This is a genomic window from Caulobacter sp. ALps2 (genome assembly GCF_058681635.1).
In genome coordinates this window covers 921290-940190 of sequence record NZ_CM178743.1, presented here as the reverse complement: position 1 = coordinate 940190, position 18901 = coordinate 921290, and the positions used below count along the sequence as shown (strand labels likewise).

At 67.4% G+C, this 18901-nt stretch carries 14 protein-coding genes; 5 read left to right on the top strand and 9 right to left on the bottom strand.

All coding sequences use genetic code 11. The features are described from left to right. Positions 1 to 5 precede the first annotated feature (5 nt). Entirely contained in the window at positions 6 to 713 is a 708-nt protein-coding gene (locus tag ACW173_RS04240; protein WP_492083628.1) for an IclR family transcriptional regulator, read from the top strand. A gap of 8 nt (positions 714 to 721) precedes the next feature. Here the strand turns inward: ACW173_RS04240 and ACW173_RS04235 are convergent, their stop codons facing one another. The 3 genes from ACW173_RS04235 to ACW173_RS04225 are packed head-to-tail and all read right to left on the bottom strand — an operon-like array spanning position 722 to position 2400. Then, positions 722 to 1669 carry a FecR family protein gene (locus ACW173_RS04235; protein WP_492083627.1) on the bottom strand — a complete coding sequence of 316 codons (948 nt, stop codon included), beginning with the start codon at positions 1667 to 1669 and terminating at the stop codon, positions 722 to 724. Further along, on the bottom strand, positions 1647 to 2183 hold the full coding sequence (locus ACW173_RS04230) for an RNA polymerase sigma factor (RefSeq protein ID WP_492083626.1): 537 nt from the start codon (positions 2181 to 2183) through the stop codon (positions 1647 to 1649). The genes ACW173_RS04235 and ACW173_RS04230 overlap by 23 nt, the downstream gene beginning before the upstream one ends. A 25-nt stretch (positions 2184 to 2208) precedes the next feature. Next, positions 2209 to 2400 (bottom strand): hypothetical protein, encoded by a 192-nt coding sequence (locus ACW173_RS04225; RefSeq protein ID WP_492083625.1) that lies wholly within the window; start codon positions 2398 to 2400, stop codon positions 2209 to 2211. A 203-nt stretch (positions 2401 to 2603) separates the two neighbouring features. On the opposite strand from ACW173_RS04225, the gene ACW173_RS04220 reads away from it, so the two are divergent. The 4 genes from ACW173_RS04220 (at position 2604) to ACW173_RS04205 (ending at position 9541) form a co-directional block, all read left to right on the top strand. Continuing rightward, a complete protein-coding gene (locus ACW173_RS04220; protein WP_492083624.1) occupies positions 2604 to 2906 on the top strand; it encodes an HU family DNA-binding protein in 303 nt (100 codons plus the stop codon). A gap of 128 nt (positions 2907 to 3034) precedes the next feature. Further along, a complete protein-coding gene (locus tag ACW173_RS04215) occupies positions 3035 to 6496 on the top strand; it encodes a TonB-dependent receptor domain-containing protein (protein WP_492083623.1) in 3462 nt (1153 codons plus the stop codon). Between the two features lie 100 nt (positions 6497 to 6596). Continuing rightward, positions 6597 to 8192 (top strand): pectate lyase, encoded by a 1596-nt coding sequence (locus ACW173_RS04210; protein ID WP_492083622.1) that lies wholly within the window; start codon positions 6597 to 6599, stop codon positions 8190 to 8192. After that, complete coding sequence (locus ACW173_RS04205) at positions 8189 to 9541, top strand: pectinesterase family protein (protein WP_492083621.1); 1353 nt, start codon at positions 8189 to 8191, stop codon at positions 9539 to 9541. The genes ACW173_RS04210 and ACW173_RS04205 overlap by 4 nt, the downstream gene beginning before the upstream one ends. An 18-nt stretch (positions 9542 to 9559) precedes the next feature. Here the strand turns inward: ACW173_RS04205 and ACW173_RS04200 are convergent, their stop codons facing one another. From ACW173_RS04200 to ACW173_RS04175, 6 genes are all read right to left on the bottom strand, one after another. Then, positions 9560 to 11188 (bottom strand): alkaline phosphatase D family protein, encoded by a 1629-nt coding sequence (locus ACW173_RS04200; protein ID WP_492083620.1) that lies wholly within the window; start codon positions 11186 to 11188, stop codon positions 9560 to 9562. A 69-nt stretch (positions 11189 to 11257) separates the two neighbouring features. Further along, on the bottom strand, positions 11258 to 14497 hold the full coding sequence (locus ACW173_RS04195; protein WP_492083619.1) for a TonB-dependent receptor domain-containing protein: 3240 nt from the start codon (positions 14495 to 14497) through the stop codon (positions 11258 to 11260). Between the two features lie 93 nt (positions 14498 to 14590). Further along, a complete protein-coding gene (locus ACW173_RS04190; protein ID WP_492083618.1) occupies positions 14591 to 15601 on the bottom strand; it encodes a FecR family protein in 1011 nt (336 codons plus the stop codon). Then, on the bottom strand, positions 15570 to 16172 hold the full coding sequence (locus tag ACW173_RS04185) for an RNA polymerase sigma factor (protein ID WP_492083617.1): 603 nt from the start codon (positions 16170 to 16172) through the stop codon (positions 15570 to 15572). Before ACW173_RS04185 ends, ACW173_RS04190 begins: the two co-directional genes overlap by 32 nt. 94 nt (positions 16173 to 16266) lie before the next feature. Continuing rightward, positions 16267 to 17427, bottom strand: a complete 1161-nt coding sequence (locus ACW173_RS04180; protein WP_492083616.1) for a hypothetical protein — start codon at positions 17425 to 17427, stop codon at positions 16267 to 16269. Between the two features lie 33 nt (positions 17428 to 17460). Beyond that, positions 17461 to 18864, bottom strand: coding sequence for an amidase (locus ACW173_RS04175; protein ID WP_492083615.1), 1404 nt, complete (start codon positions 18862 to 18864; stop codon positions 17461 to 17463). Positions 18865 to 18901: the final 37 nt, after the last annotated feature.

Sequence of the window (18901 nt, the reverse complement as noted above, 5' to 3'; positions counted from 1 at the left end):
CGGCCATGATGGAGACGTCCAAGATCTCCTCCAGCCAGACCTTGGTGCGGGCGATGGACCTGCTCGACGCCTTGCGTGAGGGGCCGCGCGACCTGAAGGGCTTGCAGGCCAAGCTTGGCCTCTCTCGCAGCACCGTCCACCGGCTGGCCAGTCTGCTGGTTGATCGACAACTGCTCGCGGTGACGGACCGACGCTACCGCTTGGGGCCTGGGCTGATCCATCTGGGCTTCAAGGCCCAGGAACAGCGCGACCTGATCACGATCGCGAGGCCTTTCCTCGCCGACCTGACAGCCGAGACGGAAGAGGCGACCAACCTGGCCGTCCGGGACGGCGACGAGATCGTCTATGTCGCTCAGGTCCCGGGCCAGCGGCGGGTCGCGGTGCGCCACAGCATCGGCGATCGTAACCTCGTCGCCGACACGGCGTTGGGGCGAGCGCTGCTGGCCGATGTCGGCAAGGTTCAGCTTAAGCGCATGTTTCTCGACACGTCCTGGGCGTTCGTCGAGGGCTGTGTCCTGCACCGCGAGGATGGCCGCGACCACATCTGCTGCATAGCCGCGCCGATCCGCGAAGCGAGCGGGGCGATCGTCGCCGCGATCAGCCTGTCGAGCACGCCGCGATATATGGACCCTGACCGCATGCGCAGGCTGTCGCCCCGCGTTCGCGCGGCGGCCGCGAGCATCAGCGTGGAGCTGGGCTTCGGCGAATTCTAGAGTCTTGGCTAGCGCGTCGCGCGCGGCGTGACGACCAGGACGCCGTCGGCGCGCGGGCGCACGTCGACCGGCAAGGCGGTGGGCAGGCTGGCGACGAAGGTCCGGGATTGGTCGGCGCGGAAGCTGGCGGTCACGCGCAGCTCGGCCACGGCGGGCGCCGCGACCACGCGCACGGCCGAAAAGCGACCAATATCGGCGGCGACGTCGGTCAAGCGGGCCGAGACATAACTCAGGCGGCCCCGACGCCAGCCGGCGATGGCGTCCGGATCGGCCAGCTTGGCCCGGTGCGCGCCGCGGGTGTCCAGGGTGACGCTGTCACCCCGGGACAGAACGGCGTCGAAGGCCGGTCCGCCTTCGTCGCGATGCACGGCGACGCGGCCGCGCGCGACCGAGACGCCGATCTCGCCGCTCGGGGCGCGACGGACCTCGAAGCGGGTCCCTAGGACCGTGACCTGCGTCTGGCCGGCCTCGACCTTGAACGGACGGCCTCGCGCGTGGCGGACGTCGAACAAGGCCTCGCCGCGCTCCAGCACATAGTGACGGCCGCCGAACAAGCCGGTCTTCCGCAGCCGCGTTTCGGGCGCGAGGGTCGCGACGCTGCCATCGCTCAGCGTGGCGGTCCGAACGACGCGGTCGCTTTGCAGGATCTCGGGCGGGCGCGTGGCCAAACCGATGCCGATCGCCAGGCAGGCGGCCAGCGGCAGGGCGGCGGCCGCCGCCCAGCGCCAGGCCGGCGCGCGAGTCTGGCGTTGCTCGCGGGCCAGGACATCGACGCTGCTCAGCGCCAGCATCAACCGCTCGGCCTCGTCATAGGCCTGGGTGTGGCGTGGATCGGCGGCCAGCCAGTCGCGCAGGGCGTCGGCGCGTTCGGGCGGCAGGCGCTCGCCAAACACGGTCAGGGCCCAGTCGCGGGCCTGTCCTGCGATGTCGCCCTCAGGCGCGGCGGTTGCGTTCACGAGACAATCCTCGAAAGTCTATCTGTCCGCCGGCGACCGCGCGCTGGCAGGCGGCGACGGCCTCGCCGACCGTCTTGCGCACCAGCGCCTCGGAAACGCCGTTCTGGCGGGCGATCTCGGCAAAGCTGAGACCCGCCACGCGATTGGCCGCCAGGAAGCGGCGGTGGCGCGGGGGCAGGCCTTCGACAACACGGCTCAACACGCCCAGCTCTTGCTTGGCGATGATGATCCGCTCGGCGTCCGGTTCGGCGTCCGCCTCCAGGGTCGGCGCGGAGGCCGACACCAGGCGAGAAGCCAGCTTCTGACGTCGCAGGGCGTCGCGCGCGAGATTGATGGCTACGCGAAACACGAAGGCCCTTGGGCTCTCGTGGTCCTGGTTCGCCGGTCGCTCGCCGAGCTTGACGAAGGCCTGTTGCGCCAGGTCCTCGGGCTCGGGAGGGCCGGGTCCGAACCGCGCCCGAAGAAAACGGCGCAGGTCCTCCCAGTCGTCGCAGTAGCTCTCGCGGAAGGCCATCTGGCCGCTCCACGTTCGCACGTCGTTATCGGCGCTCGGCCGCTGCGGTTTCGCCACGGCCCCTCCCATCTTCTCTCGCGCCGTTTATGCCGCCGACGATGCGGGTTTGCGGCGTTCCATTCAATGCGCCGACAAAAAAATCGCGGGCGCGATGGTTTTGTTGTGCGGATCGGCTCAGCTCATTCGTTGAATAAGGTTTGATGGCGATTTTGTGCAAGTATTTGCCCTGTAAATCGCATGTGACCGGTAACTTTTCTCTTTCGAATTTAAATTCGGCATGTTTATGTCGCAACAAGTGACACCGGTGTCCAACCGGGAAAGCGGCGTTTTCGCCGGTTAGGGAAGGGGAGGCGGGCCAGTTGCGAGCCCCGAGCGATATTGATCGCCTTGCGCGGATCGCCTCGAACGGACGAGGCGCCCATGCGCGTTGACGGCGCCTTTGTACAATCCTTTGTGGACTACTCGCGCATGGACCGCGAGGTCAGCGACGTGCTGGTCCACGCCCTGTTGGGCCGCATGCGCCAGGCGCTGCTGGACGGCCTCAGCCTGGACGTGCCGGGGATCGGCGAGCTGACCATCCATCAGTCGCGCCCTCGCGCTCTCGTCAACCCGACCAGCGGCCAGACCCGTGAGCTGGGCGGCGAACGGACGATCCTTTTTCGACCGGACAGGACCCTGGTGCGCGAGTTGAACGCCGCCGGGAAGGACCACGATGTCGCCTGACCGCAACATGCCGCAGGGCGTCTTCGCGCGCCGCAAAGCCACGGCCGACTAGGGGCCGCCACCCGGCGGAGGGACGGACTCAAGAGAAGCCCGCCGCCCACACCGACATCAGATTGGGGAGGAAACCAATGACCATCCATCGAGACCAAAACAAGAAGAGGGCCTGGCTGCTGGCCGGCATTTCCACCGCCGCGGTCGTCGCCGCCGCGCCGGGCTTCGCCGCCGCTCAGGACACGGCGGCCGCGCCGGCCAGCTCGCCCGACACCGTCACTGAAGTGGTCGTCACCGGCTACCGCGCCGCGCTGCAAAGCGCCCTGACGCTGAAGAAGAACTCGGACGTGATGATGGACGCCATCAACGCCGAGGACATCGCCGACTTCCCCGACTCCAACCTGGCCGAGTCGCTGCAGCGCCTGCCGGGCATCTCGATCGACCGCGACAACGGCGAAGGCCGCACCATCAGCGTGCGCGGCCTGTCGGGCGACTTCAGCCGTGTACGGATCAACAACATGGAAGCGCTATCGACCGGCGCGGCCAACGACGCTGGCTCCAGCCCCAACCGCTCGCGCGCGTTCGACTTCAACGCCTTCGCCTCGGAGCTATTCAGCTCGGTGCGCGTGCGCAAGTCGTCTTCGGCCGAGGCCGACGAAGGCTCGCTGGGCGCGACCGTCGACCTGATCACCGGACGCCCGTTCGACTACAAGCGCAGCGCCGCGGCCTTCTCGGCCGAGGACTCCTACTATCAGAACGGCAAGAAGCACTCGCCGCGCGTCACCGGCCTGTTCTCCGACCGCTTCTTCGACGGAAAGATGGGCGTGCTGGTCTCGGCCGCCTGGGCCAAGCGCAATTCCGAGGATGACAACTATGCCCGCGGCACCGGTTCGTCGGACTATGTCTATCGCGGCTCGACCTGGACTGGCGACGAGTTGCCCGGCCGCGCCGGCTTCGCGGCCCCGACGGGCACGGTGTTCAGCGCCCTGATCCCGACCACCCTGACCGGCTCGGCTCTGGACGCCTACAAGGCCAACCCGGCCAACTACTACAACCCGTTGTCCAACCCGGCCGCCTATGCGGCGATGACCGGCTCGGACCCCGCCGCCTACGCCAAGCTCTATCCAGGCTGCGCGGCGGTGACGTCGGCGCCGGTCGCGGGCCTGACCCCGACGACGCCGGGCTGCAACAATTCGTTGGTCCGCTTCCCGGCCCTGCCGTCGATCCAGCAGCGCAATGTCACGACCGAGCGCCTGGGTCTGACAGGCTCGTTCCAGCTGCAACTGGCCGAGCGCACCCGCCTGACCGTCGACGGCCTTTATTCAAAGTTCGAGAGCGAAAGCACCAACTACCAGCTGGGTCCCGTCGGCCTGAACCGCAACAACACCAACGCCAGCTACTCGTACGGCGCCAACGTCCCGACGGCCACGGCGCGCGCGGGCACGGCCTACACCGACGCCCAGCGCCGCGCGCTTTATCCCGGCACCTGCACTTTCGCCGCGGAGACCGAGCTTACCCCCGGCACCGACTGCGGCCAGTCGCTGAACAGCACGAGTCCGCTGCCGGGCTACACCTACAGCTACAACCCCAACAACCTGGACGCCTATGAGTACTACACCAACCCAGCGTCGCCCGGTTACGCTGGTCCGGCCGCTTCTCTGCCGTTCCGCGGCCAGCTGATCGGCCGGCCGGCGGTCAAGGTGCTGGACGCCGACGTCGTGGGCCAGAACGCGGAATATCTGAAGCTGAGCAATGTCGACTGGCGTTCAGCCGCCGACCGCGGCGCCTATACCACCGACTTCCGCCAGGTTTCGGTCAATGTCGACCACGAGTTCAGCGACAAGCTGAAGGCCACGGCCTCGGTCGGCGCCTCGCGTTCGGAGAACGTCAACGTCGGCACCCTGGTCGAGTTCAACGCCATGGACGTCCAAGCCCCGTTCGTCTTCGACGAGCGCGGCGCGACCGGCATGCCCAAGTTCGACGCGGGCTTCAACGCCGCTGACCCGAACAACTGGGGCATCGTGAAGGGCTTCTCGGGCATGCGCCACTATCGGCGCACGACGGTCAACGACTACAAGGGCGGCAAGATCGACGTCACCTACGAGCTCGACGACCACTGGACCATCAAGACCGGCATCACCAAGCGTGAGTTCCAGTTCTCGACCGACCAGTACGAACGCAACAACGACCTGCTGAACCCGACCGAGAAGGAAGCCAAGGTCTCGGTGGCGTCGTTGAGCCAGGTGATCGAGTTCGGCAACGGCCTCGATGTGCCGGCCGGTTCGACGACCAGCTTCATCGTTCCCAACATGGAGGCGTTCAGCAACGTCTTCGGCTTCGACTGCAACTGCATCAACAAGTTTGGCGACTTCACGATCACCCGGAAGCGCAACCGCACCGCCACCTTCGGCGTGACGGAAAAGAACCTGTCGTACTACGCGCAGTTCAACTTCGACTACGAAGTCTGGAACGGTCGTCGCCTGTTCGGCAACGTCGGCGTCCGCCAAGCGGAAACGGACGTCCTGGCCTATGGCGAGACGACCGCTGGCCGCCGCATCACCGGCGAGAACCACTACACCGACACCCTGCCGTCGGGGAACCTGACCTGGGAAGCCTACGACAACCTCTACATCCGCTTCGCCGCGGCCAAGGTCATGGCTCGGCCGTTGCTGGGCAATCTGTCGCCGGCCATCACCGGCGTCAGCATCCCAAGCGATGGCTCAAATATTGGCGGTACGCTGACGGTCGGCAACACCAAGCTCTCGCCGTTCCGCGGCAAGGCCTACGACGTCGCCGCCGAGTGGTACTTCAACAAGGGCGGCCTGATCAGCTTGGGCTACTTCCGCAAGGACATCTCCAGCTTCCCGCAGACGGTCTTCTATGAAGCGCCGCTGTCGCAGTTCCTGGACGCCGACGCCCTGGCGGCCCTCAAGCTGCAGTACCCGGCGGCGACCGGTGGCGACGTCTTCCGCCGCGCCTATATCGACGCCGACAACCCGGTCCTGGCGCGCCAGGTCCGCGACGCGCCCGGCGGCTACCTGCAGGGCTGGGAGTTCAACTTCCAGCAGGACCTGACCTTCTTGCCCTGGTACTTCAAGAACCTGGGCGTCCAGTTCAACATGACCAAGCTGGACACCGAACTGACCTATATCCTGGATCCGGGCACCGTGGTGGCCGGCGCCGGTACGGTCACCAAGCCGCCCACCTATGGCAAGGGCCCGTGGCTCGGCGCTTCTCCCAAGGGCCTGAACTTCACGCTGTACTACGAGACCGAGAAGTTCAACGCCCGCGTCTCGGTGGCCAAGCGCGACGCCTACAAGACCAACTATCCGCTCACCTCGGGCAACTGCGATCCCGGCCTGCAGTCGAGCGGCGCGGCGTGCGACAGCCCGCTGATCAACGAGTTCGGCTCCTCGGCGGCGACGACCAATGTCGACATGTCGGTGCGCTGGTCGCCGCTGAAGAAGGTGAGCATCACCTTCGAGGCGCTGAACATCACCGACGAGAAGGCGACCCGCTACAGCTATACCGATCCGGTGATCCAGTCGTACGGCGCCAGCGGTCCGAACTACCGTCTGGGCGTCCGCTACAAGTTCTAGGCTGACTTCCTCTTATCCCCGGGCCGCCTCCAACGGCCCGGGTCCAGAGCGACGCCGGCGACCTCTCGCCGGCGTCGTCCTTTTTGGGACGGAGTGTGGGATGTTCTCGCGACGCACTTTGCTGGGCTCGGTCACGGGCCTGCCTTTCCTGGGACGCGCCGCCAAAGCGGCGACGGGGCCGTCGGTCGCGGAGGTCAAGGCGACCATGGCCCGTGCCACGCGCTTCATGACCGACAAGGTCGCCGTCCACGGCGGTTATGTCTGGTCCTATCTGGCGGACTTCTCGCGCCGCTGGGGCGAGATGGAGGCCTATCCGTCCATGGTCTGGACCCAGGCGCCAGGCACGCCGGAGATGGGGCAGATCTTCCTCGACGCCTATCATGCCACCGGCGACGAGACCTATTACAAGGCCGCCGAGCAGGCCGGTTCGGCCCTGATCGCCGGACAGCATCCGTCGGGCGGCTGGAACTACATCATCGACTTCGCAGGCGAGGCCAGCTTGCGCCGTTGGTACGAGACGATCGGGACCAACGGCTGGCGGCTCGAGGAATTCCAGCACTACTACGGCAACGCCACCTTCGACGACCATGTGACGGTCGAGTGCGGCCGCTTCCTGTTGCGCCTGCACCTGGAGAAGGGCGATCCCAAGTATCGCGCCGCCGTCGACAAGGCGGTCGATTTCGTTCTGAAGAGCCAGTACCCGAGCGGCGGCTGGCCCCAGCGCTGGCCGCGCATGGGCGCGTTCTCCAAGCAGGGACGGCCCGACTATACCGGCTTCATCACGCTGAACGACGAGGTCGCCGAGGAGAACATCAGCTTCCTGCTGCTGGTGCTGCAACAGCTGAAGGACGAGCGAGTGCGCGAGCCCGTCAAGCGCGCCATGGAACTGATCATCGCCCTGCAACAACCCCAGCCCGCGCCGGGTTGGGCCATGCAGTACGATCTGGACTTGAAGCCCGCGACGGGGCGCACCTATGAGCCAGTGTCGATCACGCCGCATGGCACGGCCGCGGCGGTGATCCAGCTGCTCGACTACTACCAGCAGACCGGCGAGCGGAAATATCTGGTCCGAATCCCCGAGGCGCTCGACTGGCTGGCCAGCGTCGAGATCCCGCCGGGGAAGCGCGGCCCCGACGGGCGCAACTTCTACCGCAACTACGATCCGGCGACGGGCAAGCTGCTGGGCGGCCATCGCAAGGGCTCGAACAGCCAGAACGGGACCTTCTGGGCCGACTTCAACACCGAAGACACGCGGGCCGAAAAGCACATCAACGTCGCGGCCCTGCGGGCCCGCTACGACCGCGTCGCGACGATGTCGCCGGAGGCGGCGACCAAGAACTCAGTCCTGATGGGGCGTGGTCCGTCGCTGCCGCCGCCCTACATCGTCAGCCATGTCGGCGGCTCGGACCTGAACGTCACGGTCTCCGATGGCAAGCGCGCGGCAGCCGTGACCGAGTTGGTCGCGGGCCTGAACGCCGAGGGCTACTGGCCCGTGGAGCTGCGGACGACCAGCCACCCCTACCAGGGACCCGGCCCGGCCGCGCCGCCGCCAGGTTTCGTCGATGCCGGCCAGGTCGGCGACGCCTGGGACACCTCGCCCTTCACCCTGCCCAGCGGCCCGATGGGCATTTCCACCGGCGCCTATATCAACAACATGGCGCGACTGATCAGCTATCTGCGGACCCAGAAGGCATGAACTCCAACGCGATGACGCGCCGCGCGGCGCTGGCCGGACTGTCGGCCCTGCCTGCCGTCGCGCGGGCCACGAGCCCTGGGCCGGCGGCCTACGCCCTGTCCCCCGACATCGTGGTGGCCAAGGACGGCTCGGGCCAGTTCAGCTCGATCCAGGCGGCGCTGAAGTCCATCCCGACCGACAACCGCGAGCGCAAGGTGATCCTGGTCCGCAACGGCTTCTACGACGAGGCCGTGCGGGTCGACGCGCCCTACGTGACCCTGCGCGGCGAAAGCCGGCTGGGCGCGCGGCTGCGGGCCAACCGCCCGGCCAACGAGATCAAGGACGAGATCGGCCAGGGCGTGCTCAACATCGCCGCTACCGCCCACGACTTCGTCCTCGAGCACATGACCGTGCACAACACCGTCACCGTCGCCGGCCCGCACGCCTTCGCGGTGCTGGGCCGCGCCGACCGCACGATCATCCAGGACGCCGACCTCCTCAGCCTGGGCGCGGACACCCTGGCCTTGTGGCGGAGCGAGAAGTCCAAGGCCGAGGCCGGCCTGTCGGAAGCGCCGGGCGCGACGCCGCTCAGCCCCGACGGCGGGCGCTACTATCACACTGGTCTGCGCGTGACGGGGGCGGTGGACTTCGTCTGCCCGCGCGGCTGGTGCTTCATGGCCGACTCCGAGATCGTCCAGGTCTATCCGCGCGCCGAGGCCGCCGTCTGGCACGAGGGCAAGGGCAATGCGGACAAGAAGTTCGTCATGAAGAGCTGCACGTTCGACGGCCCGCCGAACTTCTATCTGGGCCGCCATCACCGCGACGCGCTGTTCTATTTCATCGACTGCGCCTTCTCCGAGCGGATGCGCGACAAGCCGACCTACCAGGTGGTCTATCCGCTGGATGGCGGGACCCCGACTCCGGCGGACATCGAGCGCAATCGGGTGGCGGCCGCCGAGACCCAGTGGGGCGAGCGGCGCTACTTCCACAACAGCCACCGCGCGGGCGGCGACTACGCCTGGATGGCCGACAATCTGGGCAAGACCCAGGCGGCCAAGATCGACGCGGCCTGGACCTTCGCCGGGACCTGGAATCCCGAGCGCGTTGACGGCCCGCGCGTGACCGGCGTCGCCGAGCAGGGCGGCCGGACGCGCCTGACCTTCGATCGTCTCGTGACGGTCAAGGGCGCGCCCCAGCTGGTCTCGGTCAACGGTCAGGCCGGCAAGTATGTCGAAGGCAGCGGGACCAACGTTCTGGCCTTCGAGACGGCCGGCAAGCCAGCGCGCCTGGACTTTGCCCAGGGCGCCGTGATCGGCACGGAGGCTGTCTCGAAGACGGCCTTCGCGCGGACCACGCTGCCACGTCGGTGATGACCCGACTGTCGCGGGTCAGCCCGTGAAGACCTTCCGTCCGCGCTCCACCGACATCCGGTGCGAGCCGGAGAGGGCGGTCGAGCGGGCCTTGATGGTTTGCAGGAACAGCCACTCGCCCGTGATCCGCTGGGGCGTGACCTCGATCATCATGTAGCCGCGCTGGCTGGTGTCGGCCCATTTCAGCTCGGGATTGGCGGCCATGAAGCCGCGCGCCACGACCTTGGGATCGGCCCCCATGTCGCCTTCCATGCCGTTGGAGGTCACCGCCTGGCCGGCGAACTCGACGCCGGCGGGACGGCCGTCCTCGACCAGGCCGTAGGCCCAGGCGTTGTGGCTGTCGCCCGACAGCATGACGAGGTTGGCGTCGGCGGCTTGGGCTGACTTCAGGAGGCGCGAGCGGGCGGCGGGGTAGCCGTCCCAGCGGTCCATCCACATCGGCAGACCTGCTTGCGCGGCGCGGATGTTGTTCTTGTAGCCCGCGACCTTCTTTTCGCTCACCTCGGGACGCAGCCAATCCACGGCCTCCTTGGGCATGACCGTCCGTCCCAGGATGGTGCCCATGCCGACCAACTGCCACGTGTCTTTCGTGGCCTTCATCTGGTGGGCCAGCCAGCTCTCCTGCGTGGAGCCCATCATCGTCGCCGACGGATCCTTCCAAACGCCGTCGCGGAACGTCTTGAGAGCCGCGTCGGGATCGGCGGCCTTGAAGGTCGCGCCGATGTCGGCGGGCTTGGTGCGGGCCAGCAGGCGCGATTCCGTGCGGTACAGGGTGGCCAAGGTCCCGATCGGATAGGCCTTCCACGGCTCGTCTGAGACCGGCATCCACTCGCGATAGACCTGCATGGCCGCCGCGCGGCGAACGTTCCAGTCGCCTTCCTTGTCCGGCTGGTGGTTCTGGGCGCCGGCCTCATAGCTGTCGTTGGACGACTCGTGATCGTCCCACAGGGCCACCATCGGGGCCAGCTGGTGCAGGCGTTGCAGGTCGGGATCGGCGCGATAGCTGGCGTAGCGCAGGCGGTAATCGGCTATGGCCAGGATCTCGGTGACCGGCAGCAACTGCTCCTTGCGGCCCTGCGCCCAATCGGCCTCACGGGTCGAGGCGACGCCGTATTCGTAGATGTAGTCGCCGGTGTGCAGCCACAGGTCCACGTCCTTGCGCGCCGCCGCGTGGCCGTAGGCGTTGAACAGGCCCTGGGGCAGGTTCGAGCACGAGAAGACCGCCAGGTTGAAGCGATTCACCGGCCCCCGCGGCAAGGTCTTGGTGCGGCCGACGGGCGAGCGCTCGCCGTTCGGGGCGATGAAGCGGTACCAGTAGACGGTCCCGGGTTTCAATCCGTCGACGGTGATCTTGACGGTCCAGTCGCGATAGGCGCCGGTGCGCACGACGCCGCCGGAGACCACCTTGGCGAAGTCTGGATCCAGGGCGACCTCGGCCTCCAGCCGCACGAAGCCGTCGCCAGCCAGCGGGACGTAGCGCGTCCACAGCAGCATGGCGTCGGGGCCAGGCTCGCCGCTGGCGACATTGTGGGTGAAGCCGCTGGCGCCCAGCAGTTGCCGGGCGACGGCCTGGCCGGCCGGCGACATCAAGGCGCCCAGGCCAAGCCCGCCCAGAACCAGGCCGCGACGATCGATCTTCAGAACCATGAGGTCCTCCGCATAAAAGAAAACTCCCGCGGCTGGAGGGCCGCGGGAGTGAAGTTGCTCAGGGGAAAACTAGAAGGTGCCCTTGATGCCGACGTTCCACATCGAGCCGTAGATGCTGTACTGCTGCACCCGGGTGCGGACGTTCGAGTAAACGACGTCAGGCGCGTTGAAGATGTTGCGGCCGGCCAGCATGACCTCGAACTGCTTGTTGATCTTGTAGCTGGCGCTGACGTTCCACAGCTCGCGGGCGGCGCGGTAGAGGGTGCCGTTGTTGGCGGTGGTCGGGGTGTTGCTGAGCGCGCTGGTGCGGGCCGACGACTGGTAGTTGCCGGTCAGTTGCAGGTCGAACTTGCCGTAGCTGTAACGCAGACCCCAGTTGGCCGAGGTCTTGGGCAGGTTCACGCGCACGCCGTCGGGATCGACCTTGGTGACCGAGGCCCGCAGGCCCAGGCCGCGCAGCGCGCCCGGCAGGAAGGTCAGTTGCTGGTCGTATTCCAGCGTGATCCCCTTGTTGGTGCTGGTGCCCGGCAGGTTCTGGGCGCTGCGGAATGTGTAGCCGGCGTAGTCGGCGGGGTTGTAGCCGACGTCCTCCGGGTTCACCGTGATGCCGGTGACCTGCATGTCCTGGACGTCCAGCTGATAGGCCGAGATGCCGATGATGCCCGACGGCTCGAGGTAGTACTGCAGGCTGGCATAGTACTTGGTCGAGTGCTCGGGCTTGAGCAGCGGGTTGGGCACCGTGACGATCAGGTTGTTGTCGTCGACGGCCACGACGCCGCCCAGGTTGCCGTAGTCGGGGCGCAGGATCGACTGGCTGAAGGCCAGCTGGCCGACCAGTTTCTTGGAGAGCTCGTACTTGGCGCCGCCGCTCCAGAACCAGTCGTCATACTCGCCCTCGCGGGTCGTATATGTACCGTTGCGGTACTGGTACAACAGACCGGCGACGGTGCTGGTCGACAGGCCCGCGGCGGTCACTTCCTTGGCCGAGCGGATGTCGGCGACGCGCGCTTGGGTCTTCGTCTTTTCGTAGCGCAGGCCAAGGTCGAACTGGGCCTTGCCGATGCGCGGCTGCATCTCGGCATAGGCGGCGCTGACTTCTTCGCCGATCTTCTTGTTGTTATCCAGCTGGCGCTTCACGTTGCCGACCGTGTCGGGCACGAAATACTCGGGATGCTGGGCGTAAATATCGTAAACGCCGTAGTTGCTGTCGGCGCGCCAGTGCTGGTCATTGAGGTTGCCGGCGTCGAAACCGTGAATCTTGAAGGCGTAGTTTTGGGTCGCCGGGATCATTGCTTCCGGCGCCTTCTGAGTCAGGTCGCCGGTCGGGCCGACATACTGGAACTGCTTGTACGAGCCTTCGACGGTCTTCCAGGCGTTGGTGCGGTAGCTGGCGCCGCCCAGGACCTTCAGCTGGACCTTGCCGAAGGCCAGCTTCTTCTTCAGGTCCAGATTGGCGCTGTACATCTGGTTGTTGGCGTTCGACTGCGACGTGCGGATGTTGTTGCCGATGTCGTCGTCGCGGTTGAAGCTGGCCGGATCGCTCCACGGACGGCCCGCCGTCTGCTTGAGGGTCCAGGCGTTGGAGTCTTCCGACGCGCGGTCCAGGGTGAAACCGATGCGGGTCAGGTAGCTGTCGGTGCGCTGAAAGAAGCCGCGATCATTGTCCTCGAAATTGAATTCCGAACTGGAATAGCTGGTCCGCAGCAGGGCCTCGAACGTATCGCCGCGATACTCCAGCTTGGGCGCGAACACCCAGGCCGGGGTGCCGGCGTAGCGGTGCGAGTACTGGGTGTGCAGGCGGGTGCTGGTCCCGTTCGGGTTCACCACGATGTGGGTCCCGGTCGAGTCCGCCGTGGTCTGGCTGGCCGTCGTCGTGCCGAAGATCAGGTAGGTGTACTGGTTGAAGTACTCGACGTCGTAGAACGAGTAGCTGCTGCGCAGGGACAGCGCCAGCTTGTCGGTGATCTTGTAATCGAGGCTGAGATTGGCCGCCTTGCGGTGGGTCAGCTTCGGACCCGGGCGGTACATCAACTGGTAGGGAATGACCCGGCCGTTAGCCAGATACGACCAGTCGGTCTGGATGCGGTCTTGCTGGACGAAGTTGGCGTTGTAGCTGGCGTTGAACGCCACGCCGAGGCGACCGTCCAGGAATACGTCGGCATAGCCGAGCTGGGCCGACGGATAGATCGTCGAATGCTTCTTGTCGTCGGGCAGGTACTGGCGCGACAAGGTGCTGTCCGAGGTGCCGACGCCGCCGACCTGGAAGCGCAGCAGGCGGCTGCTGCGTTGGAAGGCATACTTGCTGCGCAGGTTGATGGCGCCGCCGGGGCTGTCGGCGTCCATGTTGGCCTGCAGCGTGTTGTTCAGCTCGATCGAGTCGATGCCGGTGATCGACATCTGTTCGAAGGAGTTCTGGCGCCCGGCGTTGTTGTTCGAGGTGGCCGTGGCCATCCGCGCGCCGTCGGTGGTGAAGGTCGAGTACTTCGGGTCCAAGCCACCGATGCGGACGGCCGTGGCGTCGACCTCGGTATAGTCCAGCGACAGGCCGGGCATGTTCTTCATGAACTCGCCGACGTCGCCCATGGTCAGGGCGCCGAAATTGTCGGCGGCCACGACGGTCTTGGCGTTGGTCGAGGCGCGGCGCTCCATGATGGCGGCCGCCTGGCCCTCGCGCTTGGCGGTGATGGTCACCGCCTCGACTTCACCGGCCGCGGCGGTATGGGCCCCAGGGTTCAGCGCGACCTCGATCGTGGAGGCCTGGCCGGGCGTGACCGTGACGACCGTGCGCGACTCCTGCAGGCCCGCATACTTGACCAGCACGCTGACATCGCCGGCCGGAACGCCGGACAGGCGGAAGTCGCCGCCGTCCTCCGAATAGGCGACGATCGACGCGCCTTCGACGCGGATTTCGGCGTTGCGGACATATTCGCCGGTGGCGGTGTTGAGGACGCGGCCCCGAACGATCCCGCTACCGACGCCGGCCTGGGGGCGCGAAACGCCCGTGGTCGAGGCGCGCAGGGTGATGGTCTGGCCATCGTCGCTGTCGATCGTGAGCGGCGTGCCGACGATCAGGCGGCGCAGCGCCGTGCGCACGTCCATCACACCCTTCACGGCCGGGGTCTGGATGCCGTCCAGCTGGCGGGCGGGCGCCACGATCTGCACCTGGCCCTGGCGAGCCAGTTCGGGAATGGCGCGCACGGCCGGCTGGGCCGGAATGTCGAACACTCGCTCCTGGGCGAAGGCGGGCGCGGCGATCGCCATGGCGACGACGGACACCCCGTAGGCGAGGCGGGAATAGCGAGAAGTCATTGGCTTTACGGCCCCCGATGATCGCGTTGTTTGCGACGTTGCCGGTTGAGAGCCGTCGGCCCGGGGTCTTCCGCTATATGTTGCAAAAACTTCTTATTGCGCGGCGGCCTGGGCGGCGTTCGCGCGGGTCAGTACGACCTTGTCGGCGCCCTGTTCCAGCCGGGCGTCGAACACCCGGGCGATAGCCCGGCTGAAGCCCACTGGATCGTTGGCGGCGAACAGGCCGGTGACCGGTTCGCGAGCCAGTTCGGCGTCCCGCACCTGGATGCGAGTGTCGCTGTAGCGAGCGAACTCGGCGGCGGCCTCGCCCAGGGTCTGGCCTTCGAAAGCCAGCTTGCCTTCGCGCCAGGCCAGCTCGCGGGTGACGATCTGCGGCGGGATCGGCAGCGGACGCTCGGTCGAGATATGGGCCGGATCCGACAGCGCCAAGCGTGTATTGGCCAGCACGGCGACGATCTTCGCGGAGCCGATCAGGGGCGCCGCCGACACGTCGATCTGACCGAGGTTCACCAGCACGTCGACGGGCTTCTCGTCCAGCTTGCGGACGCGGAAGCCGGCCTGGACCGTGCGCAGCCGCCGGCCGTTGACCTCGACGACGAAGGGCCGTTTTTCGTCGCGCGCCACGGAGAAATAGGCCTCGCCCTTCAGCAGGACGACCACGCGTTGGTCCTTGTCGTAGCGGACGCGGATGCGGCTGTCGGTGTTCAGGAGGACGGTCGAGCCGTCCTTCAGCGGGGTCAGGCGGATCTCGCCGCGCTCGGTGCTGATCACCGTCCCGGCCGCGGCCGAGGTCACGCCCAGGGCGGCCAGCGAGGCGGCGGCCGCGGCCGCGCCCGTCCAGGTCAGGGCCTGGCGACGCGACAGGCGCGGCCGACGCGTTTCGGTGAACACCGCCGGGTCGAACTCCGGACCGAGGGCCTGGGCCGACTCGCTCATCATCGACAGGGCGCGAGCGCGCAACATGGCGCCCTTGCTGCGCGGATCCCCGTTCAGCCAAGCCTGGTAGACCGCGTCCATCTCCGGCGACAGCGGCCCACGATCCAGCCGCGCCGTCCATTCGGACGCCGTCTGGTCAATGTCGCGACTGGTGTCTCGTTTGGCCATTTATCGGGGCGATCTCTGCTTCCGTAGTCCTAGAGGTTTGGGGTGGGGTGTTTCCGCTACGACCGAACCAATCAATCAGGAAGAGAATGCCTCGGGAGATGTGAGTCTCCACGGTATTTTCCGAAATTCGCATGCGGGCGGCGATCTCGCGTTGGGGCAGGCCCTTGACCCTTCGCAGCACGAACGCCTCGCGCGTCTTGAGCGGCATGGCCGCGATCGCCTTGGCCAGCTGCCGCAGCTCGTCGCGGTCGATCGTCCGCCGCTCGGGCGAGGCCGCGTCGTCGGGATGCTCCAGGCGCTCCAGGTCGTCGACCGCGTGGATCGCCACGATCCGCGCCCGGCGCACGTGGCGGGTGATCACCGAACGGGCCACCTGGAACAGGTAGGCGCGCGGATGGCGGATGTCGTCGACGCTCTCCAGCTCGGCCAGGATCGTATAGGCTTCCTGTATGATGTCGTCGGGATCCACGCCCGTTGGCGCGCCGCGGGACAGCCACCCCTTCAGCGCCGGCTCGTGCGGAAGGATGTTCCGCAAGAACCACCGTGTTCTTTCCCTGTCGGCGCCGCTCATCTCGGACTCGCTGGCTGGACACTGCGTGAGGCCGCCTGCCTAGCGGCCGTTTGTGACAGCCCGATCAGGCCGCACGCGGAGGATTTAGCGGTGGTCAGCGTGCAACCTTGGCAACATCTTCGGCTGTGGCGGGCGCGAACGGCGCGGCCGCATCGCCGGTCCAGCGCATCAGGGTCAGGTCGGCGGTCTGCTTGCCGTCGACCTTGGTGTTGACCGCCAGATAGGCCCGGCCGTGGCCGACCGGTTGCAGGCCGACATCGGCCTTCTGGTTCCAGCCGCGCACGCCGGTGGCGGGGTCCTTCAGGCCGCCGTCGGCCAGGGCCAGCAGTTGACCCTTCTCCCAGCCGCCGGGGCCGGGCACGCCCACGAGGTCGGCGGTCACCGGCTTCTCGCGCGCCTCGACGGCGAACAGGCCGTAGTTTGGGAAGCCGGTCTTCTTGCCCAGATAGACACCCATCAGCCAGCGCTTCTGGGCGTCGTCATAGGCCAGGTTCTGGACGCCGTAGCTGGTGTTGCCGGTGCGGATGAACACCTTGGCCGTCGGCGAGACAGGACCGTTGTGGTGCGGCGCGGCCTCGGTCAGCGGGCTGGCGTAGCGGCCCCAGTCCGACACGTCGTACTGCAGCAGCACCTGATGGTCGTTGTCGGTCCGTTCGGTGTTTCCGTAGATCCCGTAGGCCACGGTGAGGTAGCGCGGACCGTCGGCGCGGCCGAACGCCGGACCGAACGAGACGCCGTCGATGCCCGAGCAGCCGTAGCGGTGGTCGGCCGTCTTGCCGACATCGCCATCGAACTGGCCGTCGCCGTTCATGTCGGCGGCGTAGTCGTGGGTCACCTCGGGCAGGTAGACGGTGCGGAAGATCTCGCTGGCGCCGGCCTCGACGCCGACGCGATCCAGGCGCGCCACATCGATCACCGCGATGTAGAAGGCCTTGTCCTTCTTGTACTCCAGCGAGCCGTAGACCTTGCCGTCGGCCGGGTTGAAGTCGAGGTCGCCCAAGTGCCCGGTCCAGCCGACCAGGGTCCCGACCAGGTTTCCCTTCAGGTCGTACTTCGCCAGCAGGTTGGTGAACGAGTAATAGACGTAGCCGCCCTTCACATCGACGGCGATGCCTTGCACGTGGCCGGACGCCCAGGTCCCGCCGTTCTGCTTCAGAGGCAGGTCCGCGAGGGGCGCCGAACTGGCGGCCTGGACAGGGGATGATGCGGTCGCCAGCAGGGCGCAGGCCAGGAGGAGCGGAAGGCGCGTCTTCATGGGAAGCGCCGACTATCCCCATTGGATGACGGTTTAACGACTGTCCTTGAATGGCGCGGCGGGCCAAGGGCGTTGCGCGGGTCGTAGGCGTTCCCAGGCGCGGGACAGGCGCAGCACGCCCAGGTCGTCGAAACGCCGACCCGCGATCTGCAGACCGATCGGCAGGCCATCGGCCGTGTAGCCGGCGTTGATCGAGGCCGCCGGCTGCTCGGTCATGTTGAAGGCGACGGTGAAGCCGATGTGCTCGAACGGCCGCGCGGGATCGTTGGTCGGCGACGGCAGATGGGCGTCGAAGGCCGGCATGGGCGCGGTGGGCGAGATCACGAAGTCGAACGGCTGGAACGCCTTGGCGCCGAACTCGCGGATGCGCTGGATCTGGTTGAAGCCGCGATAGACCGACAGGCCGTCCGCGCCCCGCGCCGCCCGGGCCCACTCCAAAATGTAGGGCAGGGCGCGCTCGGCCCGTTCCGGCGGCAGGGCGTCCAGGTCGCTCAACGAGCGGGTGCGCCAGAACAGGTCCAGGCCATCCAGCATCTCGCGGGTCAGGAACGGCGCGAACGGCTCGACGACGGCGCCGGCGGCTTCGAAGGCGCGAGCAGCGGCGGTCACGGCCTCGGCGACGTCTGGCTCGACCGGCAGGCCGACGCCGGCGTCCAACATCAGGCCGATGCGTAGGCCTTTCGGGTCGATATCGAGGTCGTCCCAGGCCAGGCGCTCCGGCGGCAGGCTCATATAGTCGCGCCAGTCGGGGCCGCTGAGCACGGTCATGGCCAGGGCGGCGTCCTCGACCGTGCGGGTCATCGGCCCCGCGCAACGGCCGATATAGGGCGGGTCGATCGGGATGCGGCCATTGCTGGGCTTGAAGCCATAGATCCCGCACCAGCCGGCCGGCAGGCGGATCGAGCCGCCGATGTCGGTGCCTAGGTGCAAGGGCCCGTAACCCGCGGCGGCGGCCGATCCCGCGCCGGCGCTGGAGCCACCGGGGGTCTTGGCCAGGTCCCACGGATTACGCGACAGGGCGTGGAAGCTCGACAGGCCCGACGACAGCATGCCGAAGTCGGGATTGGTGGTCTTGGCCAGGATCACCGCGCCCGCCTCGCGCAGCCGCGCGGCCGGCGGAGCGTCGAGGGGCTCGGGCGCGAGGTCCGAGGCGGCCGAGCCGATCGGCTTGGGCGCGCCCCGCGTGGCGATCAGCTCTTTGATGGTGACGGGAACGCCGTCCAGCGGGCTCAGCGCCTCGCAGTTTCGCCAACGAGCCTCCGAAGCGTGGGCCGCGTCCAGCGCCGCGTCGGCGTCGAGGGCCCAGGTGGCGGCGAGGTCCGGCTCCCAGGCGTCGATCCGCGCCAGCACGGCTTGCGTGACCTCGACGGGCGACACGCCGCGCTCGCGATACAGCCGGGAAAGTTCGGTCGCCGTCAGATCGGGAAGCTCGTTCATGGAGGGAGACTAGGACGCCCAGGAGCGGCTTCGCTAG